At 71.3% G+C, this 16,733-nt stretch carries 17 protein-coding genes and 1 riboswitch; of the genes, 15 read left to right on the top strand and 2 right to left on the bottom strand.

What is annotated here, in order from left to right; genetic code table 11:
• Window positions 1–24 precede the first annotated feature (24 nt).
• The 6 genes from KYY02_RS03335 to KYY02_RS03310 all read left to right on the top strand — a co-directional run bounded on the left by KYY02_RS03335 (window position 25) and on the right by KYY02_RS03310 (window position 4,364).
• Complete coding sequence (locus KYY02_RS03335) at window positions 25–615, top strand: N-acetylmuramoyl-L-alanine amidase (protein WP_371235865.1); 591 nt, start codon at window positions 25–27, stop codon at window positions 613–615.
• A 234-nt stretch (window positions 616–849) separates the two neighbouring features.
• Window positions 850–1,191, top strand: a complete 342-nt coding sequence (locus KYY02_RS03330) for a DUF6010 family protein (protein WP_371235864.1) — start codon at window positions 850–852, stop codon at window positions 1,189–1,191.
• On the top strand, window positions 1,188–2,186 hold the full coding sequence (locus KYY02_RS03325) for a 1-aminocyclopropane-1-carboxylate deaminase/D-cysteine desulfhydrase (protein ID WP_371235863.1): 999 nt from the start codon (window positions 1,188–1,190) through the stop codon (window positions 2,184–2,186). Before KYY02_RS03330 ends, KYY02_RS03325 begins: the two co-directional genes overlap by 4 nt.
• 130 nt (window positions 2,187–2,316) lie before the next feature.
• Window positions 2,317–2,616: a UBP-type zinc finger domain-containing protein gene (locus KYY02_RS03320; RefSeq protein ID WP_371235862.1), complete on the top strand. Its 300-nt coding sequence runs from the start codon at window positions 2,317–2,319 to the stop codon at window positions 2,614–2,616.
• Window positions 2,617–2,835: 219 nt separating this feature from the next.
• Window positions 2,836–3,249: an ATP-binding protein gene (locus tag KYY02_RS03315; RefSeq protein WP_359046028.1), complete on the top strand. Its 414-nt coding sequence runs from the start codon at window positions 2,836–2,838 to the stop codon at window positions 3,247–3,249.
• Window positions 3,250–3,266: 17 nt separating this feature from the next.
• A complete protein-coding gene (locus KYY02_RS03310; RefSeq protein ID WP_371235861.1) occupies window positions 3,267–4,364 on the top strand; it encodes an RNA polymerase sigma factor SigF in 1,098 nt (365 codons plus the stop codon).
• A 21-nt stretch (window positions 4,365–4,385) separates the two neighbouring features.
• On the opposite strand, the gene KYY02_RS03305 is transcribed toward KYY02_RS03310, so the two are convergent.
• On the bottom strand, window positions 4,386–4,823 hold the full coding sequence (locus tag KYY02_RS03305; protein ID WP_371235860.1) for a hypothetical protein: 438 nt from the start codon (window positions 4,821–4,823) through the stop codon (window positions 4,386–4,388).
• A gap of 106 nt (window positions 4,824–4,929) precedes the next feature.
• Between KYY02_RS03305 and KYY02_RS03300 the strand changes: the two genes are divergently transcribed.
• Window positions 4,930–5,898: a diacylglycerol/lipid kinase family protein gene (locus tag KYY02_RS03300; protein WP_371235859.1), complete on the top strand. Its 969-nt coding sequence runs from the start codon at window positions 4,930–4,932 to the stop codon at window positions 5,896–5,898.
• A gap of 318 nt (window positions 5,899–6,216) precedes the next feature.
• Window positions 6,217–6,474, top strand: coding sequence for a WhiB family transcriptional regulator (locus tag KYY02_RS03295; RefSeq protein WP_030219886.1), 258 nt, complete (start codon window positions 6,217–6,219; stop codon window positions 6,472–6,474).
• A gap of 137 nt (window positions 6,475–6,611) precedes the next feature.
• Here the strand turns inward: KYY02_RS03295 and KYY02_RS03290 are convergent, their stop codons facing one another.
• Window positions 6,612–8,087: a sensor histidine kinase gene (locus tag KYY02_RS03290; RefSeq protein ID WP_371235858.1), complete on the bottom strand. Its 1,476-nt coding sequence runs from the start codon at window positions 8,085–8,087 to the stop codon at window positions 6,612–6,614.
• 505 nt (window positions 8,088–8,592) lie between these two features.
• Here KYY02_RS03290 and nagB point away from each other — a divergent pair.
• From nagB to KYY02_RS03255, 7 genes are all read left to right on the top strand, one after another.
• Window positions 8,593–9,378: a glucosamine-6-phosphate deaminase gene (gene nagB / locus KYY02_RS03285; protein ID WP_371235857.1), complete on the top strand. Its 786-nt coding sequence runs from the start codon at window positions 8,593–8,595 to the stop codon at window positions 9,376–9,378.
• Window positions 9,379–9,537: 159 nt separating this feature from the next.
• Window positions 9,538–10,302 (top strand): GntR family transcriptional regulator, encoded by a 765-nt coding sequence (locus KYY02_RS03280; protein WP_371235856.1) that lies wholly within the window; start codon window positions 9,538–9,540, stop codon window positions 10,300–10,302.
• A 218-nt stretch (window positions 10,303–10,520) separates the two neighbouring features.
• Window positions 10,521–10,787 carry a DUF3311 domain-containing protein gene (locus tag KYY02_RS03275; RefSeq protein WP_371235855.1) on the top strand — a complete coding sequence of 89 codons (267 nt, stop codon included), beginning with the start codon at window positions 10,521–10,523 and terminating at the stop codon, window positions 10,785–10,787.
• Window positions 10,784–12,412, top strand: a complete 1,629-nt coding sequence (gene mctP, locus KYY02_RS03270; RefSeq protein ID WP_371235854.1) for a monocarboxylate uptake permease MctP — start codon at window positions 10,784–10,786, stop codon at window positions 12,410–12,412. Before KYY02_RS03275 ends, mctP begins: the two co-directional genes overlap by 4 nt.
• 77 nt (window positions 12,413–12,489) lie before the next feature.
• Window positions 12,490–12,993 (top strand): GNAT family N-acetyltransferase, encoded by a 504-nt coding sequence (locus tag KYY02_RS03265; RefSeq protein WP_371235853.1) that lies wholly within the window; start codon window positions 12,490–12,492, stop codon window positions 12,991–12,993.
• Window positions 12,994–13,008: 15 nt separating this feature from the next.
• Window positions 13,009–13,182, top strand: a riboswitch (cobalamin riboswitch).
• 125 nt (window positions 13,183–13,307) lie between these two features.
• A complete protein-coding gene (locus KYY02_RS03260; protein ID WP_371235852.1) occupies window positions 13,308–15,668 on the top strand; it encodes a ribonucleoside-diphosphate reductase subunit alpha in 2,361 nt (786 codons plus the stop codon).
• Window positions 15,668–16,681 (top strand): ribonucleotide-diphosphate reductase subunit beta, encoded by a 1,014-nt coding sequence (locus tag KYY02_RS03255; RefSeq protein ID WP_371235851.1) that lies wholly within the window; start codon window positions 15,668–15,670, stop codon window positions 16,679–16,681. Before KYY02_RS03260 ends, KYY02_RS03255 begins: the two co-directional genes overlap by 1 nt.
• Window positions 16,682–16,733: the final 52 nt, after the last annotated feature.

The raw sequence follows: 16,733 nt of genomic DNA, 5'->3' as shown, positions 1-16,733 counted from the left end.
CGCCCGGAACGAAGGAGGGCGGTCATGGCCCCACCCATGTCCGCGGGTGCGTTCCTGCGCGCTCTGAAGGCGGAGGGCCTCACGGTCGTGGAGGTCGGCGACTGGCGCGACCACAACCGCAACCACAAGGGTCCGTGGGGCCCCGTCCACGGCGTGATGGTCCACCACACGGTGACCAAGGGCAGCGCCCGCACGGTCGACCTCTGCCGCAGGGGCTACGAGGGGCTGCCCGGACCCCTGTGCCACGGCGTCATCACCAAGGACGGCCGGGTCCACCTCGTCGGCTACGGCCGGGCCAACCACGCCGGGCTCGGCGACGACGACGTGCTCCGCGCGGTGATCGCCGAGAGGCGGCTGCCGAAGGACAACGAGGCGAACACCGACGGCAACCGGCACTTCTACGGCTTCGAGTGCGAGAACCTCGGCGACGGCGAGGACCCCTGGCCGGCGGTCCAGCTGGAGGCCATCGCGAGAGCCGCGGCCGCCGTGTGCCGCCACCACGGCTGGAACGAGCGGTCGGTGATCGGGCACAAGGAGTGGCAGCCGGGGAAGGTGGACCCGCGCGGGTTCACGATGGGCTCGATGAGGAAACGGATCGGCGACCGGCTGAAGTGACGCGCGGGCACGACGGCGCGCGGTCCGTCCGGCGACAACCCGGGGGCCTGCCGCCCGCTCCCCCGGGGCCCGGAACGGCTCGCCCCCGGCGTGGCGAACCGTCCCTGGCGGTCCCGGGAGAGGACCTCGCCGCCCAGTACGTCGCCCCGGCCGGCATCGGTGTCCTCCACGGCCTGCTGATGTCCCCCGAACGCGAACCGCACCGGCGGCGCCCGAACGCCCCCGTGGTCGCCGGTGCGGGCGCCGCCTGCCTCGGCGGCGGGCCGGACGGCCGGAGTTCGCCTTCACGGCGCTGGTCGCCTGTGCCGCGTTCCGGGCTCCTGGACGTTCGGCGGCGGCGGCCGGCTGCCGCACACCGCGTGGGACGTCGTCCACCGCCCCGGGGGGCGAGCCCATCGTCCCGTTCGCTCCCGCCCCGCCCCCGGCCCGCCCCTGGGCTGCGCCGTCTGCGATCCGGTGATCGCGCTGTGGTGCCCGCGGGGCGGTCCTGCCCCGATCGGCATGTTCCGCGACCACGACGGCGACGGCGACCGTCGCCGAAGCCTCGGGGAGCCCCGGGCGACAATGGCCCGGTGACCGGCTCCGACGCTCCCGACCCCCGCGACGCCCTGGCGGGCCTGCGTCCACGGCTGCCCTCCCCGCTGCAGGAGGTCGTGGACGGGCGGTTCGAGCGGCGCGGGGTGCGACTGCTGCTGAAGCGGGACGATCTGATCCACCCGGAGCTGATCGGCAACAAGTGGCGCAAGCTCGCCCCGAACCTCGCCGAGGCGGCCGGGCGGACCGTGCTCACCTTCGGCGGCGCGTACTCCAACCACCTGCGGTCCACGGCCGCCGCCGGCCGGCTGCTCGGCCTGCGCACGGTCGGCGTGGTGCGCGGACAGGAGCTCGCCGACCGCCCGCTCAACCCCTCGCTGGCCCGGTGCGCGGCCGACGGGATGCGGCTGCGCTTCGTCGACCGGTCGACGTACCGCCGCAAGACCGATCCGGAGACCCTGGCGGCCGTGCTGCGCGCGGCGGACGCCGAGGACGCGTACGTCGTGCCCGAGGGCGGCAGCAACCCCGCCGCCGTACGCGGCTGCCGGGCGCTCGGGGAGGAGCTGGCCGGCCTGGCGGACGTGGTGGCGGTGGCCTGCGGCACCGGGGGCACGCTGGCCGGACTGGCCGCCGGGCTCGGCGGCGGCACGCGCGCGCTGGGCGTACCCGTGCTCAAGGGCGGCTTCCTGGCCGAGGACATACGGGCCCTGCAGAGCGGGGCGTTCGGCGGCCCGCGCGGCGACTGGAGCCTCGACGACCGCTTCCACTTCGGCGGCTACGCCCGCATCCCTCCTGAACTCGACGCGTTCGCCCAGGACTTCGAGCACCGCCACGGCGTCCCGGTCGAACGTCTCTATGTCGCCAAACTGCTTTTCGCTCTTGTCGCCCTGGTGGACGACGCCGCGTTCCCACGCGGGAGCACGGTCGCCGCGGTGATCACCGGGCGTCCCTTCCCCCAAGTCGTCTCCCGGAGCGCAGCCGTCTCCTCCAGGTCCGGCCAGCGCAGCAGCGTGCGCAGCATCTCGTCGTCGATGTAACGGCCGTCGCGCAGTCGGACCCGGTCGCGGCGCCGCCCGCCACCGGCAACGACAGCGGCATCACGTCCAGGTCCGGCCCGCCCTCGTTTTTCCGCGCGGCTCCCCGCGCGGGCATCGTAATCTGGCAATCATGAAACAGTGCACGCACGTCGAGGCGCTGCCGCACCCGGAACCCGTCCCGCTCGGCGAGACGTGTCCGGAGTGCCTGCGGGACGGAACCGATCCGGTACCACTGCGCCCCTGCCTCACCCGCGGTCACGTCGGGTGCTGCGACTCCTCGCCGAAGCGGCGCGCCGCGGAGCACCGCAGGGAAACCGGTCACCCCGTGCTGCGGACCCACGAGCCCGGCGAGGACCGGCGCCGGCGCCTCGTCGACCACGTACTCGTACGACCCGACATGACCCCGGTACCGGACGGTTCGACCGTCTGACGTCTGGGTACGTCAATGCGGCGCGCGCTCTTTCCATTTGGGGGCCGCAGACCCCTAGCCACGGAGCGTGTTCATAGTTTTACTATGAGTGACGACACATGGGCCGGGGTCCCGGGGACAGGACCGCCGAGAGCGCGATAGCGTCACCGCTGAACCACGTAGCGCGTTGCCCGGGGGCGAACCAGGCCCTGAAACGCTTGTACCACCTTGGAGGTGAGGGTGTCCCAGATCGCAGGCGAGCCCGCGACCCAGGACTTCGTGGAAGTCCGGCTGCCGGCCGCGGGGGCCTACCTGTCGGTGCTGCGTACGGCCACGGCCGGTCTCGCGGCCCGTTTGGACTTCACCCTCGACGAGATCGAGGACCTGCGCATCGCGGTCGACGAGGCCTGCGCGATCCTGCTCCAGCAGGCCGTGCCGGGCTCGGTGCTCAGCTGTGTCTTCCGGCTCGTCGACGACTCGCTCGAGGTGACCGTCTCGGCGCCGACCACGGACGGCCACGCCCCTTCGAGGGACACCTTCGCCTGGACCGTCCTGTCCGCGCTCGCGGGCAAGGTCTCCTCCGCCGTGGACGAGGACAAGACCGTGTCGATCAGCCTCCACAAACAGCGCGGCGCGGGACCCGGGCCGGCGTGAGGAGCGAGGACGGGCCGGTGCGGGACGAAGAACGCGGCACACGGGAGCTGCCGGCCGAGCGCGTGCCGGACGGCATCGACGGCATCCCCGAGCAGGCCCGGCCTCATCCGGAGGACGACTCCACGGAGACCGCCTCCCCGGGTGGCGGGCGGCCCGGGGGCACCGCGCGGAGCGCGGCCGGACCGGCCGGGGCCGGTCCGGCGGGGGACGAGGCGAGCGCTCGGGGAAGGGCGACGGGCGGGACGATGAGCGAGCACGAGCGACACGCCGAGGACGAGGCGCCGCGGGCGCCCGCCGCCCGGGGTGCCCGGAGCACCCCCGGCACTCCGGGCGCCCAGAGCGGGCACGCGCACCACGACCCGCAGGACCGCAGCGGGGCGCGCGCCCTTTTCCTCGAGCTGCGCACGCTGCAGGACGGCACCCCCGAGTACGCGGAGCTGCGCAACCGCCTGGTGCGCATGCACCTGCCGCTGGTCGAGCACCTCGCGCGCCGCTTCCGCAACCGCGGTGAGCCGCTGGACGACCTCACCCAGGTCGCCACCATCGGTCTGATCAAGTCGGTCGACCGCTTCGACCCCGACCGGGGCGTGGAGTTCTCGACGTACGCGACGCCGACGGTCGTCGGCGAGATCAAGCGGCACTTCCGCGACAAGGGCTGGGCGGTGCGCGTGCCGCGCCGGCTGCAGGAGCTGCGACTGTCGCTCACCACGGCCACGGCTGAGCTCTCCCAGCTGCACGGCCGCTCCCCCACGGTGCACGAGCTGGCCGAGAAGCTGGCCATCTCCGAGGAGGAGGTCCTGGAGGGCCTGGAGTCCGCGAACGCCTACTCCACGCTGTCCCTGGACGTCCCCGACACCGACGACGAGTCCCCGGCGGTCGCCGACACCCTCGGCGCCGAGGACGAGGCGCTGGAGGGCGTGGAGTACCGGGAGTCGCTCAAGCCGCTGCTGGAGGACCTGCCGCCGCGCGAGAAGCGGATCCTGCTGCTGCGCTTCTTCGGCAACATGACCCAGTCGCAGATCGCCCAGGAGGTCGGCATCTCGCAGATGCACGTCTCCCGGCTGCTGGCCCGCACCCTGGCCCAGCTGCGGGAGAAGCTGCTCGTGGAGGAGTGACCCGGCACGACCGCCCGGGTGCTACTTGCCGGCGTTCCCGGGTCCCCGGATGCCGAGGGCCCGGGTCGTCTCGGGGTTGACCAGCAGGACGAGGGCGGTGACCGCCACGACGGCGAGCGCGATCCCGGCGGGGATGGCCACGCTGTCGGAGCGCAGCAGGTTGTAGGCCACCGGCAGCGCGATGATCTGTGTGATGACGGCGGGGCCGCGGCTCCAGCTCCGCCGGGCGAACAGTCCCCGCGCGGCGAGCAGCGGGAGCAGCGCGAGCACGATCAGCGTCACCCCGCCGGTGACGGCCTGTCGGCGGTCGTCCGGTTCGCCGGTGAGGGCGAGGACCGACATCCACACTCCGCCGGCCACCAGCGCGAGCCCTTCCAGGGCGGCCAGCGCCGCGGCGTACGTCAGACGGCGCGGGCGGGGGCCGGTGGCGTCCGGGGTGGTGGTCTGCTCACTGCTCACCCCTGAAGGGTAGCCCTCGCCGTGCACCCTCCCCTGTCGAGGTACACGCCCCCTCCGCCCCGCCTCGGTCTGGGCCCGGTACCACTGAGTAGGTACCCTGCACGTCATGCGTGCACTTCTCGTGGTCAACCCGGCGGCAACCACCACCAGTGCGCGCACGCGCGATGTGCTGATCCACGCGCTCGCCAGCGAGATGAAGCTGGAGGCGGTCACCACCGAGTACCGCGGGCACGCACGCGACCTGGGCCGGCAGGCCGCGGAGAGCGACGACATCGACCTGGTGGTGGCCCTCGGCGGGGACGGCACGGTCAACGAGGTCGTCAACGGTCTGCTGCACGCGGGGCCAGCCCCGGAGCACCTGCCCGGCCTCGCCGTGGTCCCCGGCGGCTCCACCAACGTCTTCGCCCGCGCCCTGGGCCTGCCCAACCAGCCCGTTGAGGCCACCGGCGTCCTGCTGGACGCGCTGCGCGAGGGCCGCGAGCGCACCGTCGGCCTGGGTCTGACCTCGGGCACGCCGGGCTCGGAGGACGAGGCCGTACCGGCCCGCTGGTTCACCTTCAACGCGGGGCTGGGCTTCGACGCCGGCGTGGTCGGCCGGGTGGAGCAGCAGCGGGAGCGCGGCAGGAAGTCGACCCACGCGCTGTACATGCGCCAGGTGCTCCGCCAACTGCTCGGCGAGCCGCACCGGAGGCGCGGGGTGATCACCCTGGAGCACCCCGGCGAGGTGCCGGTCACCGATCTGGTGCTCTCCATAGTCTCGAACACCTCGCCGTGGACGTTTCTCGGCAATCGTCCGATCTACGCGTCGCCTAAGGCCTCGTTCGACACCGCGCTCGATCTCTTCGGTCTGAGCCGGCTCTCCACCGCCGCGGTTGCCCGGTATGGCACCCAGTTGCTCACTTCGTCCCCGGAGCGCGGACCTCGCGGCGGGCATGCGGTCTCCCGGCACGATCTGACACGCTTCACCTTGCATTCGAAGGTGCCGCTCCCCCTCCAGATGGACGGTGACCACCTGGGGCTGCGAACCAGCGTGACGTTCACAGGCGTACGCCGTGCACTGCGTGTGATTGTGTGAGCAGAAAGGGCCAAAGTCCTTTCAGTCGAACGTTTAGGCCAGGGTCCACCCCATGGAAGTACGGCTGTGACCTAGTCGACACCGAAGAATCAAAAAAAACTTTCCAGAAGGGGTTGTATCCGTAGCCGAGGTTTGCGAGTCTCTTCTTGGCGATCGGGACGGCCCGCAACATCGGCCTCCACAGATCGCCGGAACCCCTCTTCAAACCCAAGGACGACGTCAGGGAACCTGGCGTTCGGCCCTTCCCTTGTCGAGGGATTCGTGAAAGCGTTCACATTCACAAGCAATCGCAGTACATACCCAGGAGAGGTAGCAGCCATGGACTGGCGTCACAACGCCGTTTGCCGCGAGGAAGACCCCGAGCTCTTCTTCCCCATCGGCAACACCGGTCCTGCGCTGCTGCAGATCGAGGAAGCCAAGGCCGTCTGCCGTCGCTGCCCGGTGATCGAGAGCTGCCTGCAGTGGGCACTCGAGTCCGGTCAGGACAGCGGCGTCTGGGGTGGTCTCAGCGAGGACGAGCGTCGCGCGATGAAGCGCCGTGCCGCCCGCAACCGGGCCCGTCAGGCCTCCGCCTGACAATCCACCCCTGCTGACAGCCTGAGCTTGGCGGCGCGTACGGCGCGTACGCATCTCCCGCCCCCGAGCCGCAGCGCGCAGTTGAGCACGAGCCCCGGCCGCATTCAGCGGTCCGGGGCTCGTGCCGTCCGCGCCCGCTACTTGTCCGACTGCACCGGGACGTCCAGGATCACCCTGGTCCCCCGTTCCGGGGCCGGCACCATGTCGAAGGTGCCGCCCAACTCGCCCTCCACCAGGGTCCGTACGATCTGCAGGCCGAGGTTGCCCGCGGTGTGCGGGTCGAATCCCTCGGGCAGACCCACGCCGTCGTCCTGCACGGTGACCAGCAGGCGGGTCTCCTTCGTGGTGCCGCCGCGGACCGCCGACACCTCCACGGTGCCGGTCTCGCCCTCGCGGAAGCCGTGCTCCAGGGCGTTCTGCAGCACCTCGGTCAGCACCATCGACAGCGGTGTGGCGACCTCCGCGTCGAGTATGCCGAAGCGGCCCGTGCGCCGGCCGGTGACCTTGCCCGGGGAGATCTCGGCGACCATCGCGAGGACGCGGTCGGCGATCTCGTCGAACTCCACCCGCTCGTCAAGGTTCTGGGACAGCGTCTCGTGCACGATCGCGATGGACCCCACCCGGCGGACCGCTTCCTCCAGCGCCGCACGTCCCCGCTCGGACCCGATGCGCCGTGCCTGCAGCCGCAGCAGCGCCGCCACCGTCTGGAGGTTGTTCTTCACCCGGTGGTGGATCTCCCGGATGGTCGCGTCCTTGGTGATCAACTCGCGTTCGCGACGGCGAAGTTCCGTGACATCACGGAGCAGCACCAGCGAACCGATGCGCGTCCCCTTCGGCTTGAGCGGGATCGCCCGGAACTGGATCACGCCGTCGTGCGCCTCGATCTCGAACTCGCGCGGGGCCCAGCCACTGGCGACCTTGGCCAGCGCCTCGTCCACCGGCCCGCGGGAGGGGGCCAGTTCGGCGGTGGTCTGCCCGAGGTGATGCCCCACCAGGTCGGCGGCGAGACCCATGCGGTGGTACGCGGACAGGGCGTTCGGGGAGGCGTACTGGACGATGCCGTCGGCGTCGAGCCGGATCAGCCCGTCGCCGACGCGGGGCGAGGCGTCCATCTCGAGCTGCTGGTTCGCGAACGGGAAGGAGCCGGCCGCGATCATCTGCGCGAGGTCCGAGGCGCTCTGGAGATAGGTGAGCTCCAGCCGGCTCGGGGTGCGCACGGTGAGCAGGTTGGTGTTGCGCGCGATGACCCCGAGGACGCGCCCCTCACGCCGTACGGGGATGGACTCGACCCGTACGGGAACCTCCTCGCGCCACTCCGGGTCCCCCTCGCGCACGATCCGGCCCTCGTCCAGGGCCGCGTCCAGCATGGGGCGGCGTCCGCGCGGGACGAGATGGCCGACCATGTCGTCCTGGTACGAGGTCGGGCCTGTGTTGGGCCGCATCTGGGCGACGGAGACGTAGCGGGTGCCGTCGCGGGTGGGGACCCACAGGACCAGGTCGGCGAAGGAGAGGTCGGAGAGCAGCTGCCACTCCGAGACCAGCAGATGGAGCCACTCGAGATCGGTGTCGTCGAGGGCGGTGTGCTGGCGTACGAGTTCGTTCATGGAGGGCACGCCAGCGAGCGTACCCGGCGGTCTGCGAGGGCCCGGGACACCCGCGGGCCGCGGCGCCTGGGAGGGACCCTCAACCCTCCCGGCACCGCAGCCCGGAGCAACATCGGCCGTGGGGTGTGCGGTCCCGGTCGGCCGAGGGACGAGGAGCCGGGGCAGTCAGGGCAGAGAGCTCCGGTTCCTCGGTTCCGCCTTCCCGTGCGGGGAAGACAGGCTTGTCGTGTCCTGCTACGCATTGTGGACTAGACCACTGTCCCTGTAAATGCGTCGGACGTCGCTCTTCGGTTCTTCGCGGCGTGTTGCCGTCGGCCCGCTCCCGCGGGCGTCCGTCATGCAGCCTAACCCGTGGGGTTCCCGCGCGGGGCCGGTCGGCCGGGTCGATTTCTGCGCGCCCCCCGCACCCGCTCTGTTAGATTTAGATTGGTCTAAACCACATTGCACCACCGGACGGACCCGTGCCGACGGGTCCGGTCCCAGTCGAGTCCCTCTCGAGATCGGCAGGCCCACCGTGGAAGTTGTCATCGTTGCGGACGCCAGGACGGGCGGCGAGCTCGTCGCCGAGGCCATGGCGCAGCTCCTGCGGCGCAAGCCCGACGCCCTGCTCGGCGTGGCCACCGGCTCGACACCGCTGCCCGTCTACGAGGCGCTGGCGGCCAAGGTGCGCTCCGGTGGCGTGGACGCCTCCCGGGCTCGGATCGCCCAGCTCGACGAGTACGTGGGACTGCCCGCCGACCACCCCGAGTCCTACCGCTCGGTGCTGCGGCGCGAGGTGCTGGAGCCGCTCGGCATCGGGATGGACTCCTTCATGGGCCCCGACGGCACCGCCGAGGACGTGCAGGGCGCGTGCGAGGCGTACGACAGGGAGCTGGCCGGGGCCGGCGGCGTGGACCTCCAGCTGCTCGGGATCGGCACGGACGGGCACATCGGGTTCAACGAGCCGTGCTCCTCGCTCGCCTCCCGCACCCGGATCAAGACACTGACCGAGCAGACCCGGGTGGACAACGCCCGCTTCTTCGACGGCGACATCGACCAGGTCCCGCACCACGTCATCACCCAGGGCATCGGCACCATCCTGGAGGCCCGGCACCTGGTCCTGCTGGCCACCGGCGAGGGCAAGGCGGACGCGGTCGCCGCGACCGTCGAGGGGCCGGTGGCGGCGGTGTGCCCGGCGTCCGCGCTGCAGTTGCACCCGCACGCCACGGTGGTCGTCGACGAGGCCGCCGCCGCCAAGCTGAAGCTCGCCGACTACTTCCGCCACACCTACGCGAACAAGCCGGACTGGCAGGGCATCTGAGCGGCCGCCCGTGGTCTGGACCATCCCTCGCCCCAGGGGTATACAGAGGAGATCACGGAGCGTGCGGGGGCAGACCCCCGCCCCGAGCCGTGCCACGATGTCAGCCGTGGCCGACGGGGATGTCGGTCGTTTCGGCACTCGAAGCCGGGAAGGCAGAGCATGAGCACCGACGTCAGCAGTGCGGAGAACGAGGGTGGGACCACGGTCCGTACGGCGCGTGTGCCCAAGTACTACCGGCTGAAGAAGCACCTGCTCGACATGACGGAGACGGCGCCGCCCGGCACGCCGGTCCCGCCCGAGCGCACCCTGGCGGCGGAGTTCGACACCTCGCGCACCACCGTGCGCCAGGCGCTCCAGGAGCTGGTGGTCGAGGGGCGCCTCGAGCGCATCCAGGGCAAGGGCACCTTCGTCGCGAAGCCCAAGGTCTCCCAGGCGCTCCAGCTCACCTCGTACACCGAGGACATGCGCGCCCAGGGCCTGGAGCCCACCTCGCAGCTGCTGGACCTCGGCTACATCACCGCCGACGACCGGCTCGCCGGGCTGCTCGACATCACGGCCGGCGGGCGGGTGCTGCGCATCGAGCGGCTGCGCATGGCCAACGGCGAGCCGATGGCCATCGAGACCACCCATCTGAGCGCCAAGCGCTTCCCCGCGCTGCGCCGCAGCCTGGCGAAGTACACCTCTCTCTACACCGCCCTCGCCGAGGTCTACGACGTCCGTCTCGCGGAGGCCGAGGAGACCATCGAGACGTCCCTGGCCACCCCGCGCGAGGCCGGTCTGCTCGGCACCGACGTCGGCCTGCCGATGCTGATGCTGTCCCGGCACTCGCGGGACCGCGGCGGACAGCCGGTGGAGTGGGTGCGGTCGGTGTACCGGGGTGACCGGTACAAGTTCGTCGCCCGTCTGAAGCGCCCGCAGGAGTGACGCCGGCGGGCCCGAGCCGGGCCCGAGCCGTCTCCGGAACGCCCCGCGGACTCCCGGTGGAACGGGTGGTCGACAAGGTTCTCGTCGCTGCCGGCTCCCGGTCGAGCCGCTTCCCGGGCGCCGCTCCGCCGACGAGGGGGTTACGGCCGCACCGCACCCTGACCTAGATTTCCCTGCGCACGACCGCCGGTGATCAGTGAGGGGACGGGAGCCGTCTGATGTCGCAAGCCCCAGAAACCAGAGGAGGGCCGGTGGTGACGCCCATGCGGGTCGTCATCGCCCTCTGTCTCGTCGCGCCGTTCGTGGCCCTGCTGTGGGTCGGTTCGTACGCCAGGACCGAACCCGTCGTCATCGGCATCCCGTTCTTCTACTGGTACCAGATGCTGTGGGTGCTCGTCTCCACCGTGCTGACGATGGTCGCGTACAGGCTCTGGCAGCGTGACCAGCGCGCCCGCTCGGCCTCGAAGGGCGGTGCGTCGAAGTGAACGACGGCGTGAACGGCGTGGCACTCGCCGTCTTCGTCTTCTTCTTCGTGCTGGTCACGGCCATGGGATTCCTGGCCGCACGCTGGCGCAAGGCCGAGAACGAGCACAGCCTCGACGAGTGGGGACTGGGCGGGCGGTCCTTCGGGACCTGGGTCACCTGGTTCCTGCTCGGCGGCGACCTGTACACCGCGTACACCTTCGTGGCCGTACCGGCGGCGATCTACGCGGCGGGCGCGGCCGGCTTCTTCGCGGTGCCGTACACGATCCTGGTGTACCCGCTGATCTTCACCTTCCTGCCCCGGCTGTGGTCGGTGTCGCACAAGCACGGCTACGTCACGACGTCCGACTTCGTGCGCGGCCGGTTCGGCTCGAAGGGCCTGTCGCTGGCGGTCGCGCTCACCGGCATCCTGGCCACGATGCCGTACATCGCGCTCCAGCTGGTCGGCATCCAGGCCGTGCTGGACGTGATGGGCGTCGGCGGCGGCGAGGACACCCACTGGTTCGTCAGGGACCTGCCGCTGCTGATCGCCTTCGGCGTGCTGGCGGCGTACACGTACTCCTCGGGTCTGCGGGCCCCCGCGCTGATCGCGTTCGTCAAGGACACGCTGATCTACCTCGTGATCGCGGTGGCGATCGTCTACATCCCGATCAAGCTGGGCGGCTTCGACGAGGTCTTCGCCTCCGCGAGCGAGGCGTTCGGCCGGACCGACCCGGCCACGGGCGCGCCGCGCGGTGCGCTGGTACCGGACGAGGCGGGCCAGTGGACGTACGCCACGCTGGCGCTCGGCTCGGCGCTCGCGCTGTTCATGTACCCGCACTCGATCACCGCGACGCTGTCCTCGCGCAGCCGTGAGGTGATCCGCCGCAACACCACGATCCTGCCGCTGTACTCCCTGATGCTGGGCCTGCTGGCGCTGCTCGGCTTCATGGCGATCGCGGCCGGGGTCGAGGTCGACAACGGTCAGCTGGCGATCCCGCAGCTGTTCGAGAACATGTTCCCGGACTGGTTCGCGGGCGTGGCCTTCGCGGCGATCGGCATCGGCGCGCTGGTGCCGGCGGCGATCATGTCGATCGCGGCGGCGAACCTGTTCACCCGCAACATCTACAAGGACTTCATCAAGCCGGACGCGACGCCGAAGCAGGAGACCCAGGTCTCCAAGGCCGTGTCCCTGCTGGTGAAGGTGGGCGCGCTGGTCTTCGTCCTGACCATGGACAAGACGGTCGCCATCAACTTCCAGCTGCTGGGAGGCATCTGGATCCTGCAGACCTTCCCGGCGCTGGTGGGCGGTCTGTTCACCCGCTGGTTCCACCGCTGGGCGCTGATCGGCGGCTGGGCGGTCGGCATGGCCTACGGCACGGTCGCCGCGTACGGGGTGGCCTCGCCGACGCAGAAGCACTTCGGCGGGTCGTCGAAGGAGATCCCCGGCATCGGCGAGATCGGCTACATCGGCCTCACCGCGTTCGTGCTCAACGTCCTGGTCACGGTCGTGCTGACCTTCGTCATGAGGGCCGTCAAGGCGCCCGAGGGCGTCGACCGGACCAAGCCGGAGGACTACACGGCGGACGTGGGCGACCCCGGTGTCCGGGTCGAGCTCCCGCCGGCCACGGCGGACAGCGCCCACTGAGGCGGCGGGTACGGAGGTGACGGGCCGTCGGGGAGAACCGGTGGCCCGTCGTCGCACCCGTCCGGCACACTCCGCTCATGGACCTCGTCATCCGGCCGGTGGAACCCGGCGAGTACGAGGAACTCGGTGAGATCACCGCGCAGGCCTACCTGCTCGACGGGCTGCTGGACTTCGGGGAGAGCGACGGGTACCTCGGTGAGCTCAGGGACGTGGCGAAGCGGGCCGCCGCCGAGGTGCTGGTCGCCGTGGAGAACGGGGCGGTGCTGGGCGGGGTGACCTTCGTGCCGGGTCCCGGCCCGATGGCCGACACAGCGGGGCCGGGCGAAGCGGAGATCCGGATGCTGGCGGTCGCCCGCGCGTGCCGGGGACGGGGCGCCGGGGAGGCTCTGGTGCGTGCCTGCGTGGACCGGGCGCGGGCCGTCGAGGGATGCGGACGGGTCGTGCTGTCGGCCCAGCGCACCATGCGTGCCGCCCACCGCGTCCACGAGCGGGGCGGTTTCACCCGCACACCGGAACGCGACTGGTACCCGCTGCCGGAGCTGGACGACATCGTGCTCCTCACCTATGAGTTGACGCTCTGAGACCAGCACGACACAAGATATGGGGTTGCTGGCGGCAGTCGGCACAAGATGTATGCTCATGCTCGCTGTCGTCGCAGGGGAATCCGGTGTGAGTCCGGAACTGTCCCGCAACGGTGTACCCATGCCTGCCCTCCCCGAGGCGCGCGCACGGGCGTCAGTCCGAGGACCTGCCGACAGTGCGCCCGGCCGTCCGGTCCGGGTGCCTGGACGTCCGGGCCTCGTGGAATGGGCCGGTGGACGCGGCGCCGCGTGCGCTCGTGTGCTGCCCTCCTGCCCTCTTCGAGGCCCCGTGCCGAGCGAGGGAGAGCCCCCACGTGACCATCGCGCCAGCCGATCCGGCCTCAGCGATCGACGTGACCGAGGAGAGCGGCGGTCCCGGTGCCGCGCTGCTGCGGACCCTGACCGAGCTGACCGCCGACCTGCCGGACGCCGACCCCGGCCGGGTCGCCGCCGCCGCGCTGCGCGGCCGGTCCGCTTCCGCCGACGCGGCGGAGCTGCGGGAGCTGGCCACCGAGGCGGCGGCCGGGCTCATCTCCGAGGACCCGGCCTACTCCCGGCTCGCCGCCCGGCTGCTGACCATCGGCATCCGCGCCGAGGCCGCCTCGCAGGGCGTCACCTCGTTCACCGGGTCCGTCGCGACCGGGCACCGCGAGGGCCTGATCGCCGACCGGACCGCCGGGTTCGTCCGGTCGCACGCCGCCCGCCTGGACGCGCTGATCGCCCCCCGGGCCGACGACCGCTTCGGCTACTTCGGCCTGCGCACCCTGTACAGCCGCTACCTGCTGCGGCACCCGGTCACCCGCAAGGTTGTCGAGACGCCCCAGCACTTCCTGCTGCGGGTCGCCGCCGGACTCGCCGAGGACGACAGCGCGCGCTCCGTGGACGAGGTCGCCGCGCTGTACGGGCTGATGAGCCGCCTGGACTACCTGCCCTCCTCCCCCACGCTGTTCAACTCCGGCACGCGCCACCCGCAGATGTCGTCCTGCTACCTCCTCGACTCCCCCAGGGACGAGCTGGACTCGATCTACGACCGCTACCACCAGGTCGCCCGCCTCTCCAAGCACGCCGGCGGCATCGGCCTGTCCTACTCCCGCATCCGCGCCCGGGGTTCGCTGATCCGCGGCACCAACGGGCACTCCAACGGCATCGTCCCGTTCCTGAAGACGCTCGACGCCTCGGTCGCCGCCGTGAACCAGGGCGGGCGGCGCAAGGGAGCGGCGGCGGTCTACCTGGAGACCTGGCACTCCGACATCGAGGAGTTCCTGGAGCTGCGCGACAACACCGGTGAGGACGCCCGCCGCACGCACAACCTGAACCTCGCGCACTGGGTGCCGGACGAGTTCATGCGCCGGGTGGACACCGACGGGCAGTGGTCGCTGTTCTCCCCGGCGGACGTGCCCGGACTGGTCGACCTGTGGGGCGAGGAGTTCGACGCGGCGTACCGGGCCGCCGAGGCGGAGGGCCTGGCGCGGAAGACCCTCCCGGCCCGCGAGCTGTACGGCCGCATGATGCGCACCCTCGCACAGACCGGCAACGGCTGGATGACCTTCAAGGACACCGCCAACCGCACGGCGAACCAGACCGCCGAGCCGGGCCACGTCATCCACTCCTCGAACCTGTGCACGGAGATCCTGGAGGTCACCGACGACGGGGAGACCGCGGTCTGCAACCTGGGGTCGGTCAACCTCGGCGCCTTCGTGGCGGACGGGGACATCGACTGGGAGCGCCTGGACGCGACCGTGCGCACGGCCGTGACGTTCCTCGACCGGGTCGTCGACATCAACTTCTACCCGACCGAGCAGGCGGGCCGCTCCAACGCCCAGTGGCGCCCCGTCGGTCTCGGCGCCATGGGCCTGCAGGACGTCCTCTTCAAGCTGCGGCTGCCCTTCGACTCCCCGGAGGCGAAGGCCCTGTCCACGAGGATCGCCGAGCGGATCATGCTCGCCGCGTACGAGACCTCCGCCGACCTCGCCGAGCGCTGCGGCCCCTTCCCGGCCTGGGAGAAGACCCGTGCCGCCCGGGGCGTGCTGCACCCCGACCACTACGGCGTCGAGCCCACCTGGCCGGAGCGCTGGGCGGCGCTGCGGACGCGGATCACCTCCGTCGGGATGCGCAACTCGCTGCTCCTCGCGATCGCGCCCACCGCCACCATCGCGTCGATCGCGGGCGTGTACGAGTGCATCGAGCCGCAGGTGTCCAACCTGTTCAAGCGCGAGACGCTGTCCGGTGAGTTCCTCCAGGTCAACTCGTACCTGGTGGACGACCTGAAGCGGCTCGGCGTGTGGGACGCGCGCACCCGTGAGGCGCTGCGCGAGGCGGGCGGCTCGGTGCAGGGCTTCGCCTGGATCCCCGAGGACGTGCGGCGGCTGTACCGCACCGCCTGGGAGATCCCGCAGCGCGCTCTGATCGACACGGCCGTCGCCCGCACCCCGTACCTCGACCAGGCCCAGTCGCTGAACCTGTTCCTGGAGACGCCGACCATCGGCAAGCTCTCCTCGATGTACGCGTACGCCTGGAAGCAGGGCCTGAAGACCACGTACTACCTGCGCTCCCGCCCGGCGACCCGGATCGCCCGCGCGGCGGCCCGGACCACCGTCCCCGTCCAGCAGGCGGCCGACCCCGAGGCCGTCGCCTGCTCCCTGGAAAACCCCGAGTCCTGTGAGGCCTGCCAGTGATGACCAGCGGAACCAAGAACCTGCTCGACCCGGGCTTCGAGCTGACTCTGCGCCCCATGCGCTACCCCGACTTCTACGAGCGCTACCGGGACGCCATCAAGAACACCTGGCACGTCGAGGAGGTGGACCTCCACTCGGACGTGGCCGACCTGGCGAGGCTCAGCCCCGAGGAGCAGCACCTGATCGGCCGGCTGGTCGCGTTCTTCGCGACCGGCGACTCGATCGTGGCGAACAACCTGGTGCTGACCCTGTACAAGCACATCAACTCCCCGGAGGCGCGGCTGTACCTGTCGCGGCAGTTGTTCGAGGAGGCGGTGCACGTCCAGTTCTACCTGACCCTGCTGGACACGTACCTGCCCGACCCGGACGACCGGGCGGCGGCCTTCGCGGCCGTGGAGAACATCCCGTCCATCCGGGAGAAGGCCGAGTTCTGCTTCCGGTGGATGGACTCGGTGGAGGAGATCGACCGGCTGGAGACCCGGTCGGACCGCCGGCGCTTCCTGCTGAACCTGATCTGCTTCGCCGCGTGCATCGAGGGCCTCTTCTTCTACGGGGCGTTCGCCTACGTCTACTGGTTCCGCGGCCGGGGCCTGCTGCACGGTCTGGCGACCGGCACCAACTGGGTGTTCCGCGACGAGACGATGCACATGTCCTTCGCCTTCGACGTGGTCGACACCGTGCGCAAGGAGGAGCCGGAGCTGTTCGACGAGCAGCTCGGGCAGCAGGTCACCGACATGCTGCGCGAGGCGGTCGAGGCGGAGCTGCAGTTCGCGCGTGACCTGTGCGGGGACGGGCTGCCGGGCATGAACACCGAGTCGATGCGCCAGTACCTGGAGTGCGTCGCGGACCAGCGGCTGGTGCGGCTGGGCTTCGCGCCGGTGTACGGCTCGGAGAACCCGTTCTCCTTCATGGAGCTCCAGGGCGTCCAGGAGCTGACGAACTTCTTCGAGCGGCGTCCGTCCGCGTACCAGGTCGCCGTGGAGGGCACGGTCGACCTGGACGAGGACTTCTAGGACGCCGTGCGCCCCGGTGCCGCCCCACGCCGCCCCTGCGGTGCGGTGCGGC

Origin of the sequence: Streptomyces pimonensis (assembly GCF_041380215.1) — a bacterium.
GTDB lineage: Bacteria > Actinomycetota > Actinomycetes > Streptomycetales > Streptomycetaceae > Streptomyces > Streptomyces pimonensis.
The sequence above is the reverse complement of the archived record's forward strand: the minus strand, read 5'-3'. Positions and strand labels throughout refer to the sequence as shown.

Bases quoted from the DNA above. Each gene is read 5' to 3' on its own strand.
- KYY02_RS03335 (WP_371235865.1), top strand. From the start codon at position 25: ATGGCCCCACCCATGTCCGCGGGTGCGTTCCTGCGCGCTCTGAAGGCG.
- KYY02_RS03320 (WP_371235862.1), top strand. From the start codon at position 2,317: ATGAAACAGTGCACGCACGTCGAGGCGCTGCCGCACCCGGAACCCGTC.
- KYY02_RS03300 (WP_371235859.1), top strand. From the start codon at position 4,930: ATGCGTGCACTTCTCGTGGTCAACCCGGCGGCAACCACCACCAGTGCG.
- KYY02_RS03295 (WP_030219886.1), top strand. From the start codon at position 6,217: ATGGACTGGCGTCACAACGCCGTTTGCCGCGAGGAAGACCCCGAGCTC.
- KYY02_RS03280 (WP_371235856.1), top strand. From the start codon at position 9,538: ATGAGCACCGACGTCAGCAGTGCGGAGAACGAGGGTGGGACCACGGTC.
- KYY02_RS03275 (WP_371235855.1), top strand. From the start codon at position 10,521: ATGTCGCAAGCCCCAGAAACCAGAGGAGGGCCGGTGGTGACGCCCATG.
- KYY02_RS03265 (WP_371235853.1), top strand. From the start codon at position 12,490: ATGGACCTCGTCATCCGGCCGGTGGAACCCGGCGAGTACGAGGAACTC.
- KYY02_RS03255 (WP_371235851.1), top strand. From the start codon at position 15,668: ATGACCAGCGGAACCAAGAACCTGCTCGACCCGGGCTTCGAGCTGACT.